Genomic DNA, 14989 nt, shown 5'->3' with positions numbered 1-14989 from the left:
CCCTCCTAGAGAATATCCGTTTTACGATTAATGTTTACAAACATCGATTCATTTAGACCGTAGTCTTCAATGTTTAACGTTATATAGTCTTGGTGCTCTAAAAATTGTCGGATACTCAGTTTTTTTGATTCGAGTTGTCTTTTTAAATCTTCGACGATCGTTTCACCGTGATATACACCGATTAACGGATGTAGTTGCTCGCCTTCAGTAACGACGATTTTGTTCGTTTCAATCGCCTTTTCGACTAACACTTTTAACCACGCACTAGGTACGTACGGTGTGTCTGTCGACACGATGATGACGTAGTCGTCTGGATATTCTTTCATCAGTGCGTAAATTCCACCGAGTGGTCCGTGATCTATAAAACTTTCGTCATCTATCACCGTTTTATACGGATGAAACGCATCCTTTAATCGCACGTTTGTATTGACGACGATTTCGTCGACGACTCCACTTTTCTTTAAACGATTCACGACGTGCATATACATCGGCCTGTCGTTTAACGCATATAATGATTTGTCTGAACCAAATCGCGTCGAATTTCCACCTGCTAATACTGCTCCGATTACCATTTAACCACCACTCACTGGCGGGATAAGTGCTACGACGTCATCAGGTGCAATTACTGACTCGTCTCTTTCAAACGATTCGTTCACTGCAACTTGAAACACTTCTCCGTCTAATTCTGGATAATCGATATATAAACGCTCTTTTAATTCTTTCACTGTTATTGCGTCATGAATCGGTAGTTCAATATGATCGTCACCGATTTTTTCTTTTATACTTGCAAATATTTTAATTTTCATCACGATCCACCTCCACACTCGAGTGATAATGTCTAGAGTCACCAATCCACTCTTCTCCGTCTTCCCAAATCTCTTTTTTCCATATCGGAACGATTTCTTTTAATCGGTCGACTGCGTACATATTTGCACGATACGCGTTATGTCGGTGAGGTGAAGACGTTAAAATAACGACCGCGATCTCAGTCGCATCGAGTTTACCGATTCGGTGCGCGATGCTCGTTTTGACACCAGGCCACTTTTCGCTTATCTCATCTGCGATTTGTGCGAGCATTTTTTCTGCCATCGGAATATATGCTTCGTACTCTAAATATACTGTACGTGTCCCTTGTGTCCACTCACGCACGTGACCCGTGAACGTCACAAGACCACCTTGATGTTTGTCTAGAACATATTGTTGATATTTTACGATATCAATCGGTTCAGTTACTATTTCGAACTGCTTCATCTATTTTTACTCCAACCTTTAAACCATTGTAATATCGCATCTTGATCTGATGCTACGTTATAGTAGTTTACCACATTTGACAGCTCTAATTCTCTTATGTCGCCTTTTTCACCCGTGAACGAATGCGTGAGGACAATCTTGTCATAATCTTCGTTTTTATAACCTTCGATTAAAATGACGTCTACTTTACCGTTTAAAGCTTCGATTTGCTCTTTTAAACCCGGCACTTTGTTGTCGTGGTAAATCGTATAATTCGGTGTGTTTAATATCGTATAGTCGCTCAGTCGACTGAACTTTCCAGTGTCTGTCGAATCATCGATATCAATGTGATGATGTTTTATTACTGCTGCTTTTAAGTTCGAAGCTTTCAATATTTTTAGAAACTCAACGATTAGCGTTGTTTTGCCGGTATCTTTATATCCGACGACTTGTAAGATTTTCATTGTCGAATCGAAAAGTGTGACACACCGCTCGTCACATCTGTCAGCATTACTTGTACTTCATCTCCCGCTTCAAAGCCACGTGTACCACCTGGTAATACGATAACACCGTTGCTTCTAGCAATAGACGTTACGGCGTTTGATTTATTAAATCCAGACGGTTTTGAGATGACTTTACCGTCGACAAAGTCAATCTCAGCACGGACAAATCGCGTAAACGGATTTGGCTTTTTAAAGTCTTCTCCAAGCGTCGCGTTCACGAATGGCGCGAATGCTCGTGCAGAACCTTGCATAAGTAATATCGCAGGACGAGCGAATAACTCAAATCCTGAATAGCACGCAGATGGATTCCCGCTTAAACCGAATAAAAACTTGCCTTTTGCCCTTGCGACTGTCGTAACACTACCTGGTCGCATTGCCACTTTGTTAAACAGAACTTCCGCGCCAAGTTTTTCATATACTTTCGGAAGTAAGTCGTAATCTCCAACAGACACACCACCTGTTGTGATAACTGCGTCGACTTCGTTAAACATTTTTTCGATTTTTTCTAGAAGTGTGTCTAGATTATCTTCTTCGAGATCATATCGCTTAGCGTGCACGCCAATTCTCTCTAACTGTGCCATAATCATCGGTGTGTTTGAGTTTCTAATTTTACCGCGCTCTAATTCGTCAGATACTTCAAGTAATTCACTTCCTGTCGATAAAACACCGACAACTGGAACGCGGTAGACATTCACTTCAGCGTATCCAAATGTCGCAAGCGTTGCGACTGTGCCTGGGTTAATTTGACTTCCTTTATGGACGATAATGTCGCCTTTTTTACACTCTTCCCCTTGCATCGCAACGTTATCGAATGCATCAAATGTTTTACGTATCGTGAACGTATCACCGTCAATATTTGCCTGCTCAAACATCACGACCGTGTCTGCAGATTTCGGTAACTCTGCACCTGTCATAATACGGAATGCTTCATTTTCTTTTAATTCGTAGTCACTCGTACTGCCAGCGAGTACTTCATCTACAACAGTAAACGCTGCACCTTTACCTGAATCAGCACTACGGATCGCAAACCCATCCATCGCTGAACGCGTAAATAACGGCACGTCATGAGTTGCTGTTAAATCCTCTGAAAGATAACGATTATAACTATCTTCGAGTTTCACTGTTTCAGTATCTATATGTGTTACATTTTCTACTACTTTAGTTACGGCATCAAAAACTGGGATTGGTTGTCTATTTAAAGTCACTAAAATCTCTCCTTTTGATATAATTAACGTAATACTTATGAACTATTATACTAAAAAGAGGGATTTTAATGTCTAAGTTTACTCACTTTAACGAAGAAGGACGCGCGAAAATGGTCGACGTCTCAGAAAAAAATGTCACGTCACGCGTTGCAACTGCAGAAAGCGTAATTGAAGTCAGTCAAGAAATATATGAAGGCATCGTAAACGAAAAGATGAAAAAAGGTGACGTCTTAGCAGTAGCTCAAATCGCAGGAATTATGGCAGCGAAAAACACGCATCAAATCATCCCGATGTGCCATCCATTACAACTTTCTGGAATCGACATCACATTTAACTGGGATACGGATGACGGATACAAGCTACACATCAAAGCAACAGTAAAAGTTAAAGGGCAAACAGGTGTGGAGATGGAAGCCTTAACGGCCGCAAGCGCTGCAGCACTCACAGTGTACGACATGTGTAAAGCGCTCGATAAAGGTATGATCATCAGAGAAACTAAACTATTAAGTAAATCAGGCGGGAAATCCGGAGATTATTCTATTTAGGTGATGGATGTGGGTTGACCGGGGTGCTTTTGAATTGGTGTTTTTATTCTTTTGCCGATTTTATTTAACAAAAATATCGCGGTTTTGTGAGATATCCGGATTTATTTAACATATTTCGGTCCGGTTAGTTACGTCCATATAATTGTGTAAAATAGAAAAAAAAGAGCCATCGTATTCTCTGTTATAATTCAGTTACCAACAAAAATTAACAGGGAGAGAATACAAATGACTCAACTTAATTTTACAGTAGATATGAAAAAAAATCTAGAGGATATCTCTGGAAGTAACCTTAATGAAATGACTAAGGGTCTTCTAACTTTAGTGTTAAATCAGGTGATGCAAGAAGAACGAGATGAATACATGGGTATTGGCTCATATGAAAGAAACAGTAGTCGAAAAGACTATCGTAATGGCAGTTATCGCCGAGGGTTCACAACGTTAGTTGGAAAAATTGAACTCGAAGTCCCACGAACACGTTCCGGAGAGTTTTCACCACAGGTATTTGAGAAGTGGCAAAGAAAGGACCAGGCGCTCGTGCTTTCTTTGATTGAAATGGTAGTCAGCGGTGTGTCTACGCGTAAAGTCACTAAAATTGTGGAAGAACTAGTCGGAGAAAGTGTCTCGAAATCATTCGTATCTAACGTGATGAAACGATTAGATCCAGAAATCCAAGACTTCGCGGAGCGTTCATTAACACACAATATATTTAAATATGTATCAGTAGATGCGATGTATATTAAAGTACGTGAGAATCATAGAATCGTCTCTAAAGCTGTGTATATTGCGCTCGGTATTGGTGTAGATGGTCATCGTGAAGTACTTGGGTTTAAAGTGGATGATGCTGAGAGTAAGAATCACTGGGGACACTTTTTACGTGACTTAAAAAATCGTGGATTAACACAACCAGAACTCATTACTTCAGATTCACATCAAGGTTTAAAGCAGGCGATTCAAGAAGAGTTTCCGGGCACACCTTGGCAAAGATGCACAGTCCATTTCTTAAGAAACATTACGAATGTAATGCCTAAAAAAGGTTCAACTGTTGCGCGTCAATTATTGAGAGAGATTTTTCATACGACAACACCCCAACATGCACGAGAAGCAAAAGAGAAGTTTTTAGACTTTGTATCAGAGGATCCAAGATTTAATCACGCGGTAGAAATTTTAGAAAGTGGATTTGACGATGCGATTCAATGTTTAATGTGTCCAGCGGCTAGACAAAAGTTTTTAAAAAGTACAAACGCACTCTAACGACTAAATAGTGAGTTAAGACGTCGTGAGCGCGTTGTTAGAGTATTTCCAAATATCGAGTCTGCATTTCGTTTAATTGGCGCACTTCTTCTTGATGCGAATGAAGCCTATAAAGAAACAAATAGAAAAGTGAGCGCGTTCGTGGAAGCTAAAGAATAACAGAGAGATTTTTTATTTTACACAATATTTAAGACTTGACCGTCCGGTTGCTCGATTTTTGTTAAATATATTTTTTTTATCTAACAAAAACGGCACCGGATCCTCAGTTTTTGTTAATTATCCGGATATATCTAACAACTTCAGGCAATTTTTGTAAATAACCGAGGAGTGATAGTGGTGTTTTATCCTAAAAGATGAAAAACGCTCTTTCTCCCGATTTTATTTAACAAAAATATTGCGTTTTTGTGAGATATCCGGATTTATTTAACATATTTCGGTCCGGTTGCTCGGTTTTTGTTAATTATATTTTTTTATCTAACAAAAACGAGGTCGGAACCCGAATTTTTGTTAATTATCTTGATATATCTAACAAATTCAGAGAATTTTTGTAAATAACCGAGGAACGATAGTGTTTTTTATCCCAAAAAGATGAAAAACTCACATTCTCCCGATTTTATTTAACAAAAATATTGCGTTTTTGTGAGATATCCGGATATATCTAACACTTTCAGACATTTTTTGTAAATAAGCGCACCACACACAGCAAAGCACTCTTACTTCTCTATCCAAAAGAACAAAAACCTCCTCCGACCGCACGTCTTTACAACTACTACAATAGTTCGTGCCCCGACTAGTTCTCTTTGTTTAACTCAAATACTAAATGGTTTAACTCTGGGACGATGAGTTTGTCCATACCGAGTTTGACTGCACCTGTTGATCCTGGAAGGCTGACGATGAGCTGATTATCGTGCGTGCCCATTGCTGCGCGTGATAATAGACTTCTAGATCCGATGTCTTCTGTGTAAGATAACATTCTAAATAATTCTCCGAAACCTTCGACTTCTTTGTCAAAGAGCTCGCTCACCGCTTCTATTGTAACGTCTCGCTTAGCGATTCCTGTACCGCCTGTCGTGATGACGACGTCTAGACCTTTTTCGAGTAATCCAACAACCGCTTCACGGATTTTTTCTTTATCGTCTGTCACGATTAAGTGATTATCATGTTCGACAACTGCGTTAATTTCATTTAACTTTTCGATGACGAGTTTTCCGCCTTTGTCTGTTTCTTTTGTACGCGTATCACTTACTGTAATTACGCCAACGTTAATATCTCTCTCAATTCTTTCAACGATACTCATAGTATCTCTCCTATCCAAATAGTTGTGCGACGATTGTGCGTGCTTTTTCAATTCTTTTTAGACCGTGTATTAACATTCGACCGTTTTTAAATACGATAATTCGATAATCATCATAATAAAATTCGATGAAGTACGGTGTCTCCTTATAGTCACCGAGTCGCTTCGCGGTGTTTAAGGAAAGTTCATAAGTAATAGTGTCATCATATATTTGAACGGCGTCTCTTCCACATAAGCTTAACGCTTGATGTGATTCATTATATGAGGGATAAAGTTCCAACTCACACGTGTCGCACTCTTTATTTTTAATGTTATCAAACGCGATGCGACTATGCTCTCCTGACCATAAATCTCCAAATGTCATATAGTGTCTGTCAAACGTTTCACCGATGAGTAATTTGATTGCCGTCGTAACTTGTATTGACACGGCCGTATGAATGGCTGGAGATATCACACCTGCTGTGTCACACGTTAACGTGTTTGACGGAAGTACTGGCATCACACATCTATAACACGGTGAATCCTGTGTAAATGGTGCCACTACGTATGACGCTTCGACGACAGCTGCGTGGACCCACGGAATCCCGACTTTATACGCAACGTCGTTAATTATGAGTCTCGTTTCAAAGTTATCTGTTCCGTCTAAAATTAAATCGACGTCATGAGTTTTTACGAGCGATTCTAAAAAGAGTGCGTCTACGTGATTCACATGAACTTCAATATCGAGATCACTACGAATTTCTTTTAAATGTTCGAGTGCCGCGATTGCTTTTGGTTTTTGTTCATCTGCGTCACGTTCAGTATATAACGTCTGACGTTGTAAGTTCGATAGCTCAACGTAGTCTCGATCGACTAAAATGAGTTTTCCGATACCTAAACGCGCAAGCATCTCACTTGAAACTGAACCGAGTGCACCGACTCCGACAATTAAAACTGTACTTTCAAGCAGTTTTCGTTGACCGTCTTCACCTATATTTTTATATAAAATTTGTCGACTATAACGTTCGATATCCATAGTTTCACCTTAAAAAGTATAATCTCAATTACAATACTATATTCTACACTATTCCATGAGTATTCTACATTGTAAAGATTGTGTAAAATATAAGTGAATAATTGTAAACATGATAAAATGATTAACATATAACAAATTCGATATGCAGGAGGTTACTATGCATAAAATTCTCGTTGTTGATGATGAAACATCAATTGTAACGTTACTTAAATTTAACTTAGAACAAAATGGCTTTGAAGTTGTTACAGCAAACGACGGTTTAGAAGCAATTGAACAAGTGAAAAAGGAATCACCGGACGTAATGGTTTTGGATTTAATGCTTCCAAAAATGGATGGTATGGACGTCGTGAAAACTTTACGACTCGATAAAATTCATGTGCCTGTTTTAATGCTCACTGCAAAAGATGATGAGTTCGATAAAATACTCGGTCTTGAAATGGGGGCGGATGACTATATGACAAAACCGTTTAGCCCGCGAGAAGTCGTAGCGAGAGTTCGCGCTATATTAAGACGCATTGACTTCGAAGCAAATCAAGAGACTACAGAAGACAACACTGTAAAAATCGGTGAACTAACAATCGATTATGACAACTATGCTATTTATAAAAACGATAAAAAAATCGACCTCACTAAAAAAGAATACGAGCTTCTCGTTTACTTAAGTAAAAATAATGGACGTGTGCTATCTCGCGACCAACTGTTAAACGGAATTTGGCAGTTTGATTTTGACGGTGATACACGAATTGTCGATGTCCATATCGGTAAACTAAGAGAAAAAATTGAAGACAATCCGAAGTCGCCGAAATACATTCATACCGTTCGTGGATTCGGTTATAAGATGGAATATATCGATGAATAAACTATGGGTGCGCATCACACTTTCGTTTTTCATCGTGTTAATTGTCGGATTATGTATGATGTTTTTCTTTGTAGATAACGTGAACCGTACGACGTATAACGCGATGACGAGTAAGCAACTTACTGAAGAAAGTGAACTGCTCGAAAGTATGATTACAAAAGATTTGCTAACCATTCGTAATACGAAGGAAATGTTTTCAAATCTTAAGTTGCCTGAAAACTTACGCTTTACGATTATCGACAAGGACGGGAGAGTCATTTTCGACACGGATTCAAACATTTGGACGATGAGTAACCACATCGATCGCCCAGAGATTAAAGAAGCGAAACGAAAGAAAACGACGAGTGAATCTTACATTCGACAAAGTGACACTGAAGAAATACAGATGATGTACGTCGCTGTACCGATAACTGAAGATGGTGAAGTCATTGGGTATGTCCGTAGCTCTACACCACTTGAGACAATCGAAGCAGCTGCACAACAAAAATGGGTGTCAATCGTCATTGTATTTACACTCATTTTAGTCGCAACGATCATTTCAGCAGCACTACTCGCATATAAAATTACGAATCCAATTCAAAAAATTATAGAAGTGACAGAGCGTCTGAAGAAAAATGATTATAGCGCACGTATTAACGACACTTTTCCTGGAGAACTGTACACGCTTAGTGAGTCCGTCAATTCTCTAGCAATTAGTCTAAATGCCCACGTCACAGAGATTAAAGACCAGTCTAAACAGCTTGAGAGTATTTTATCGAATTTAAACACGGGTGTTATTTTGATTAACCCAGAAGGTGAAATTGACGTGATTAACGACGCAGCGTTAAAAATGATCAACCAAACGCGAGATAAAATTCTCAATAATGACTATCAGGAAAGTCTTGTTAAATTAAATGTACTAAGAGACATTCGTCACGTTTATAAATACGATGAAGTAAAAACGAGTGAAGTACATTTATACAATCCTGAAGAAATGATTTTAAACTTTTATGCTGCACCGTATTACGGTGAACGTTGGGAAAAGCGTGGTGTAATCGTTGCGCTTCACGATATTACGGATATTAAGCGCCTTGAAAATATACGAAGAGATTTCGTGGCAAACGTGTCTCATGAGTTAAAAACGCCGATCACATCTATTCAAGGGTTCTCTGAAACGTTATTAGAATCCGGTGATTTACCTCGAGAAGTTGAGAGAGAGTTTTTAGAAATTATATATAACGAAAGTGTTCGGTTAAATAAGCTGATCATCGATATTTTAAATTTATCGAAAATAGAAAAACACCAAATTCGACTGAACGAAACGAATTTTGATTTAACTGAACTCGTTCATACGACAGCACGTCCAATGAAACGTTTATTTAAAGATAGAAACTTACAACTCCATTTACCAGAAAATGAGGAGCACATGCTTTATGCGGATAAAGAACGCGTCGCGCAAATACTCGTAAACTTACTTTCAAACGCTGCAAATTACACGCATGAAGGCGACACCGTTGAAGTAAAAATAGAAGAGACGAACGATTCTATAGAGTTAAGTGTTCATGACACAGGGGCTGGAATTCCAGAAGAAAGCCTCAGTCGACTGTTCGAACGATTCTACCGCGTCGATTCTGCACGTAGTACAGCAGATGGTGGTACTGGCCTAGGATTATCGATTGTCAAACACCTCGTCGAACTTCATAATGCGTCTATAACTGTAGACAGTGTTGAAGGAGAATATACGACATTTACGGTAACATTTAAAAAGTAAAATGACGCCACTTTTAAAAGTGGCGTCATTATTATTTTCGGCGAATTAATTGTTCAAGTGCAATCATTTCTACAGCGACCTGCTCTAAACGTTCTAATCTATCATAGACAAATTCTACATCAGCATCGAGTGGCTCACTATTATAATCATTCGAGACATCTCGTAATTTCTCAAATCCTTTAACGATTTCCTTTTCTTTACTTTCAACTTCTACGTTATACACTTCCGCATGTTTATCTGAAACGACAAGCGGGTGTACCGTATCTTCGAGAAGTTCACTATAATCATTTAAAACTTGTTTGACTTTATCGTATGCGTGATGCACGTTTTCGTCTTTTAATTTTTTCTTCGACACTTTTTTAACATATTCATGTAAAACGGGCAATTCATCTTTTAAATCTTCGATATAACGGTCGTGTACTGTTTTTGTAAGATCTTGCTTCGTATGATTGACGTAATTTGTGACATGCTCGTCTTCTACAAAGTCTTTTAAATCGTTCACGACAGCTTCTACATCTAAATTATTTTTAACCGCGACATCTTCGACTGTTACCGTATCGTCGACAGCAAATTTAAGTGATAAAGGACGGATGACCTCTCCGATATTTGGATAATCTATAAATAAATGTTGTACGCGTGTAGCTTTATCTAACGCCATAATTAACGCCTCCTCGTTTACTTACATATTGCCGATTATTTATTTTTATAAACACAGCCGTTTCGTGTAAATGATTAACGGGTACGTTATAATAATAAGTAATTCGTTAACCGGAGGTTATTTTTATGAAAGAGAAGCTAAGAATGGCTGCGACAATTTTACCTGTTTTACTCGTACCATTACTCAAAAACAGAAATGAAATTAAAGACCATCCAGACGTGCAAAAACTCGCAAAAAACAGTAATATTTTATATAGTAAAGCTAAAGATAAAACACAAACTGTCACTGAAGCGGGTGTTAAAGGATTTAACGAAACGCGTGACTTCGTTTCAGAAAAATACCACGCTTCAAAAGATAAGCGCGAGTATAATAAACAGATGAAAGCACACGACAAATCGTTAAGTAAACTTAACAAACTAGAGGCACAGTTTGAAGCTGACAAAGAAAAACATCGTAAAAAACGTATGGAAAGTCTCGTTTCAACAGAGACTCTAAATCACGATGAAAAAGAATCACGTATGAACGTATCGAAAGGACATCAGAAATTGACTACTGAAAGACCAGACACAACAAACGTAAAAGAACTCAATGAACAATTCGTTGAACAAACGGAGTATGAAGATGATTATTCTCCAGGTGCATTACATTTAAAACATAAAGATTTACTCGACCCAAGAAGTGCACACCTTCGTGAAGAAGCTAAAGAACGTAAAGTTGAAAGAGCCGAAAAGAGAGACGACTCACTATTTGGTAAACATCGCCGTCAAAATGAGCGCCACATCGAAAATCACGGAAGAAAAACAGGATACGGTGAGAAATATCAAAAATCTGATTCTCTAAAACAATTTATCGAATGGAAAGACAAACACAACGACTAATGGAAATTAGTAAGGTTTCTGTTTTTTGTGGTGCACGTTTAGGTAATAGCGATAAATTTAGAGAAGATGCATACACGCTCGGCGAAACGCTCGCAAACGAAAATGTCGAACTCATTTATGGTGGAGGCGGCCTCGGTTTAATGGGGGCTGTTGCGAACGGTGCGTTAGACGCTGGAGGCGACGTGACTGGCATTATCCCGACAGTATTAGTCGATAAAGAAATGGCACACCCTCGCGTTAAAAACATGAAAATCGTCGACACGATGAGCATACGTAAAGATATGTTAATCGACGAAGCGGATGCGATCATCATTTTACCTGGTGGCGCAGGCACGATGGAAGAGTTTTTCCAAGTATTTGTCGGTGGACAAATTGGACACGCTCAAAAGCCAATTGCACTCGTCAATACAGATGGTTATTATGATTCACTTTTTGATTTATTTGAATCATTTATTGAAAACGACTTTTTAGAGCGCAGATTTTTAGATTTAATTATTAAACTCGATTCAATCGAAAACGTACTCGACGAATTAAAACAATTCCGTCCAGTTGCTGGACGTAGTCGAGAAGATATAGAAAACGGACATCATGATTAATTTCAAGATGTCCGTTTTTATGTGTGTATTTTAAAAATTAAACTATCCGCTTTACGATGCCCTTCTACATAATACGGGTTCGTATATTCAAATATAGGATCCATACCGATTTTGTCGATTACATTTAACCACGGAAGATTGAGCTTGGAAGTGAATGCATATACTTCTTGAATGTCTGTTTTTTTACGTACAAACTTCATCACCGCTTCAGCCGCTTCAGTTGCGAGCCCTTGATTCCAGTATCGTTTGTCAAGTAATAAATATAACTCAACACACGGAAATAAATGTTCGATTTCATCTAAATTTAGATGTTCGTCGTACTGTTTAATACGAATGCCCGCGATTCCTATCATTTCATTAATACTTTTTCTTTCTACCGCAAACACTCCAAATCCTCTGTCGCGAATGCTTCCTGACATATCTCTCACAAGCGTTTCTATTTCAACGTCAGATAACGGACTTGGAAAGTACTGTACGACATCTCTATCACGCATCATGTTTCGAATACAATCGATATCAGACGACGTATAATCTCTTAATAATAAACGCTTTGTTTTGATATGTGTCATTGTCGGTCACGTTTATTATAGTTAATTAACTTTACAGTAAGTCCTTTTTCATTTAGATCATAATCGACTAAATGCTTCTCTTTACTTACATCAGCTACGACGCTAACAAAATCATTAGAACCTTCAACATCAAAACGGATGTAGAACGTGTCGTAACGATCTTCAGGTTTTGGTTGTTGTGAGACGCTACGCTTCGTTTGTTCAGCGTTATATACGCACTTATTTTGAATGATGTTGCTGAGTTCTTGACGTAATGCTTCTAAAGACATCGTTTCGTTTTCCATTAAGACAAAATCACTTTCGTACATACTCTTTACTCCTCTTCTTCATCTTCTTTATCTTTTTCATTATCTTCTTGTTCGATTTGACTGAGTTCATCTTGTTTCGTTTTTAACTTCTGTTTTAAATCATCGTTATCTCTTTTTAATTCGTTAATTTGGCGTTCTAAGTTTGTAATGCTTTCTTCGAGTGCTTGGATGTCTTTTTCTTTTTGAGATTGTCCACTACACGCACTGAGAAACACCGTGCATATTAACAATATTAAAACACGTTTCATATCATCACCTACATATATAATAATAGTATAGCACTTCACATATACGTTGAAAATTCTCTTGTAGATTCTATCATTTTAAGCGATACTAAACTTAAGAGGTGGAACGAATGTTTGAATGGATTAAACTCGGAGTTACTGTTGTTTTCATCATTTTAATGCTCGTCGTATTTTTTAAAAATAAAAACGTTACTCGTTCATTGATCATACTACTTATCGCACATTCTATTATTATATTTTCACTTCGCTTTTTTGTCGGTAACGAACCGTTAGTCGATTCTATATTAGGCGCAGTGTATTTAATTGTAATTGCTATGTTTTCAGTATTAATATTTAGAGCGTTAAAACAACAAGACAATTGATAAAACGTCCCAATTTTGGGACGTTTTTTAAAATACAAATACGTCTAATACGAACCATAAAATAATTAATGTGTAAACGACTGCTTTAAAAACAATCGTCGTTACAAATGCAGCTAAACTACCAAGTGCTGCCTTTAATGCTTTCGATGCATCTTTATAAATGACAAATTCTGTAAAGAATACTAAAAATAGGGGCACAAAAATAACACCGAGAGGTGGGTATATAAACATCCCTAATACGACACCGATAAGCGCCGCCCATTCCCCTTGTTTAGTACCTCCGAGTTTGCCGACGTAATATTTTGTGATCGCCATGTCAGAGACAAACGTAAGTGCTGTAAATACTCCGAGTATTAACCAGAACATAATTCCTAAATTATCACCGATGAAGAACGCGTATATCGCAGCACCGAGCCAATACATAAATATAGACGGAATGACTGGATATACAAGTCCAACATATCCAATGACAAACGATAAAACAACTAAAAGCCAAAGTAATGCTTCCACTTAAATCTCACCTTCTCTAAACTGTGTTTTCGTAAACATAAACAATATGACAGACGTAAACATTAAACCACTGCTTACTAAAAATGCAGTATTCACACTAAACATATCTGATACAAATCCTCCGATTAAGTTTCCGAGCAACTGACCAACGACCATTGCATTCGCAAATAATGTCGATGCGTATCCTGGAAAGTCAGGGAGTAAATCTTGGAAATAACTAATTCCTAACCCAAGTAAAATTGCTAAGAAAAATGCAAGGACCACTTGTCCAATAAGTATAACTGTAAAACTTTGGAATAGCCCAATCGAAAGGAAGAATAATCCTCCGACAACTCCAGCAAACATGAGTAAATGTTTCGTTTCAAATCGAGACGCAATCCAGCCAATCCCAATCATAAACGGCACTTCTAATCCTGCACAAAGCGATGCAAGTACTCCGACTTTCCCTCTATCTTCACCGAGTACTTCCGTCACGTATAGAGGCATATTTAGTAAATACCCCCACTGACCGACGTGTAACATTATAAACGCAATAAACGGCACGATTAGAACGGGCGCGCTAAATAATGACGGCGCTCTTTTCTCATTGATTTCTTGAATAGACAGTTCTCGCTCTGTTTTTACTGGTTTAATAAAAAGTGTCGTAATAAAGACGACCCCAAATAAAATCATCGTTCCAACAAACAGCCCAGTAAAATCGTATCTCGCAATTAAAATCGACCCGATTAATGGACCAAATAAAAATCCGAAGCTAAACATCGAACGTAAAACAGTATTTGCAAATATTTTTAAACGTGCATCATTTCCGTTGTCTTTATTTACAGATTCACGTGCTGATGCATATAACTGCGGAATCCCAGGTGCACCGAGTGAGAAGAATATTACGTATCCAACAACTAAAATTATCGTATCTTTGACGATTAAAAATAGACTAAACGTAATAATCTCCATAACGATAGCAACGAGTAATAAATACTTCCTATCAAACGATAGCTTATCACTAAATCGCCCAACAATTGTATTAACGATAAACGACCCAATCGCTCCAGCAGCCATAAATATACCGTGCTGCGTGATCGTTAAACCGTGCTCTCCTGTCATGAAAAGCACAAGGAATGGCGCCGTAATTGCGATTGCCATTCCGAATAAAATCATATTTACTAAAAATAATTTATAGTTTTCAATTGAAAATAACTTTTTAAACATACGAA

19 protein-coding genes and 1 pseudogene are annotated in these 14989 nt (G+C 38.0%); 7 read left to right on the top strand and 13 right to left on the bottom strand.

From position 1 onward, the window contains the following. Positions 1-5 precede the first annotated feature (5 nt). Genes CJ229_RS07560 through glp form a run of 5 tightly spaced genes read right to left on the bottom strand, consistent with a single transcriptional unit; the run spans position 6 to position 2938 of the window. Positions 6-572 carry a molybdenum cofactor guanylyltransferase gene (locus tag CJ229_RS07560; RefSeq protein ID WP_068129751.1) on the bottom strand — a complete coding sequence of 189 codons (567 nt, stop codon included), beginning with the start codon at positions 570-572 and terminating at the stop codon, positions 6-8. Continuing rightward, a complete protein-coding gene (locus CJ229_RS07555) occupies positions 573-806 on the bottom strand; it encodes a MoaD/ThiS family protein (RefSeq protein WP_070458122.1) in 234 nt (77 codons plus the stop codon). Further along, positions 796-1251: a molybdenum cofactor biosynthesis protein MoaE gene (locus CJ229_RS07550; protein WP_068129743.1), complete on the bottom strand. Its 456-nt coding sequence runs from the start codon at positions 1249-1251 to the stop codon at positions 796-798. The genes CJ229_RS07555 and CJ229_RS07550 overlap by 11 nt, the downstream gene beginning before the upstream one ends. Then, entirely contained in the window at positions 1248-1694 is a 447-nt protein-coding gene (gene mobB, locus CJ229_RS07545) for a molybdopterin-guanine dinucleotide biosynthesis protein B (RefSeq protein ID WP_068129741.1), read from the bottom strand. The genes CJ229_RS07550 and mobB overlap by 4 nt, the downstream gene beginning before the upstream one ends. After that, positions 1691-2938 (bottom strand): molybdopterin molybdotransferase MoeA, encoded by a 1248-nt coding sequence (glp, locus tag CJ229_RS07540; RefSeq protein ID WP_102167868.1) that lies wholly within the window; start codon positions 2936-2938, stop codon positions 1691-1693. The genes mobB and glp overlap by 4 nt, the downstream gene beginning before the upstream one ends. A gap of 68 nt (positions 2939-3006) precedes the next feature. Here glp and moaC point away from each other — a divergent pair, with 68 nt between their 5' ends. Together moaC and CJ229_RS07530 are read left to right on the top strand one after the other, a co-directional pair. Then, entirely contained in the window at positions 3007-3483 is a 477-nt protein-coding gene (moaC, locus tag CJ229_RS07535; protein ID WP_068129735.1) for a cyclic pyranopterin monophosphate synthase MoaC, read from the top strand. A gap of 225 nt (positions 3484-3708) precedes the next feature. Next, positions 3709-4893: pseudogene (locus CJ229_RS07530) on the top strand (IS256 family transposase). 631 nt (positions 4894-5524) lie between these two features. On the opposite strand, the gene CJ229_RS07525 reads toward CJ229_RS07530, so the two are convergent. Beyond that, positions 5525-6031: a MogA/MoaB family molybdenum cofactor biosynthesis protein gene (locus CJ229_RS07525; protein ID WP_068129732.1), complete on the bottom strand. Its 507-nt coding sequence runs from the start codon at positions 6029-6031 to the stop codon at positions 5525-5527. 10 nt (positions 6032-6041) lie between these two features. Next, positions 6042-7043, bottom strand: a complete 1002-nt coding sequence (locus tag CJ229_RS07520) for a ThiF family adenylyltransferase (RefSeq protein ID WP_102167781.1) — start codon at positions 7041-7043, stop codon at positions 6042-6044. Between the two features lie 157 nt (positions 7044-7200). Here CJ229_RS07520 and CJ229_RS07515 point away from each other — a divergent pair, with 157 nt between their 5' ends. Then, positions 7201-7902 (top strand): response regulator transcription factor, encoded by a 702-nt coding sequence (locus CJ229_RS07515; RefSeq protein ID WP_102167780.1) that lies wholly within the window; start codon positions 7201-7203, stop codon positions 7900-7902. Next, a complete protein-coding gene (pnpS, locus tag CJ229_RS07510; RefSeq protein ID WP_070458109.1) occupies positions 7895-9652 on the top strand; it encodes a two-component system histidine kinase PnpS in 1758 nt (585 codons plus the stop codon). The genes CJ229_RS07515 and pnpS overlap by 8 nt, the downstream gene beginning before the upstream one ends. A 31-nt stretch (positions 9653-9683) precedes the next feature. Here the strand turns inward: pnpS and CJ229_RS07505 are convergent, their stop codons facing one another. Then, entirely contained in the window at positions 9684-10310 is a 627-nt protein-coding gene (locus CJ229_RS07505) for a hypothetical protein (protein ID WP_102167779.1), read from the bottom strand. Positions 10311-10435: 125 nt separating this feature from the next. Here CJ229_RS07505 and CJ229_RS07500 point away from each other — a divergent pair, with 125 nt between their 5' ends. Further along, entirely contained in the window at positions 10436-11188 is a 753-nt protein-coding gene (locus tag CJ229_RS07500) for a hypothetical protein (RefSeq protein ID WP_068129717.1), read from the top strand. Next, on the top strand, positions 11188-11784 hold the full coding sequence (locus CJ229_RS07495; RefSeq protein WP_168161320.1) for an LOG family protein: 597 nt from the start codon (positions 11188-11190) through the stop codon (positions 11782-11784). The genes CJ229_RS07500 and CJ229_RS07495 overlap by 1 nt, the downstream gene beginning before the upstream one ends. Positions 11785-11801: 17 nt before the next feature. On the opposite strand, the gene CJ229_RS07490 is transcribed toward CJ229_RS07495, so the two are convergent. Genes CJ229_RS07490 through CJ229_RS07480 form a run of 3 tightly spaced genes read right to left on the bottom strand, consistent with a single transcriptional unit; the run spans position 11802 to position 12909 of the window. Then, on the bottom strand, positions 11802-12353 hold the full coding sequence (locus tag CJ229_RS07490; protein ID WP_068129712.1) for a GNAT family N-acetyltransferase: 552 nt from the start codon (positions 12351-12353) through the stop codon (positions 11802-11804). After that, the gene (locus CJ229_RS07485; protein ID WP_070710110.1) at positions 12350-12661 is read right to left on the bottom strand and encodes a hypothetical protein; all 312 of its coding nucleotides are present in this window, start codon (positions 12659-12661) and stop codon (positions 12350-12352) included. Before CJ229_RS07485 ends, CJ229_RS07490 begins: the two co-directional genes overlap by 4 nt. Positions 12662-12666: 5 nt before the next feature. Then, positions 12667-12909 (bottom strand): hypothetical protein, encoded by a 243-nt coding sequence (locus CJ229_RS07480; RefSeq protein WP_040929517.1) that lies wholly within the window; start codon positions 12907-12909, stop codon positions 12667-12669. A 107-nt stretch (positions 12910-13016) separates the two neighbouring features. Between CJ229_RS07480 and CJ229_RS07475 the strand changes: the two genes are divergently transcribed. Next, positions 13017-13268 carry a hypothetical protein gene (locus CJ229_RS07475; RefSeq protein WP_102167778.1) on the top strand — a complete coding sequence of 84 codons (252 nt, stop codon included), beginning with the start codon at positions 13017-13019 and terminating at the stop codon, positions 13266-13268. Between the two features lie 27 nt (positions 13269-13295). Here the strand turns inward: CJ229_RS07475 and CJ229_RS07470 are convergent, their stop codons facing one another. Both CJ229_RS07470 and CJ229_RS07465 read right to left on the bottom strand, forming a co-directional pair. Beyond that, positions 13296-13778: a DUF456 domain-containing protein gene (locus CJ229_RS07470; protein ID WP_068129706.1), complete on the bottom strand. Its 483-nt coding sequence runs from the start codon at positions 13776-13778 to the stop codon at positions 13296-13298. Then, entirely contained in the window at positions 13779-14984 is a 1206-nt protein-coding gene (locus CJ229_RS07465; protein WP_102167777.1) for a sugar efflux transporter, read from the bottom strand. It abuts the gene before it with no gap. Positions 14985-14989: the final 5 nt, after the last annotated feature.

Source organism: Nosocomiicoccus massiliensis, assembly GCF_002871345.2.
GTDB lineage: Bacteria > Bacillota > Bacilli > Staphylococcales > Salinicoccaceae > Nosocomiicoccus > Nosocomiicoccus ampullae_A.
Note: the sequence above shows the minus strand (reverse complement) of the source record. Positions and strands in the feature narration are given on the sequence as shown.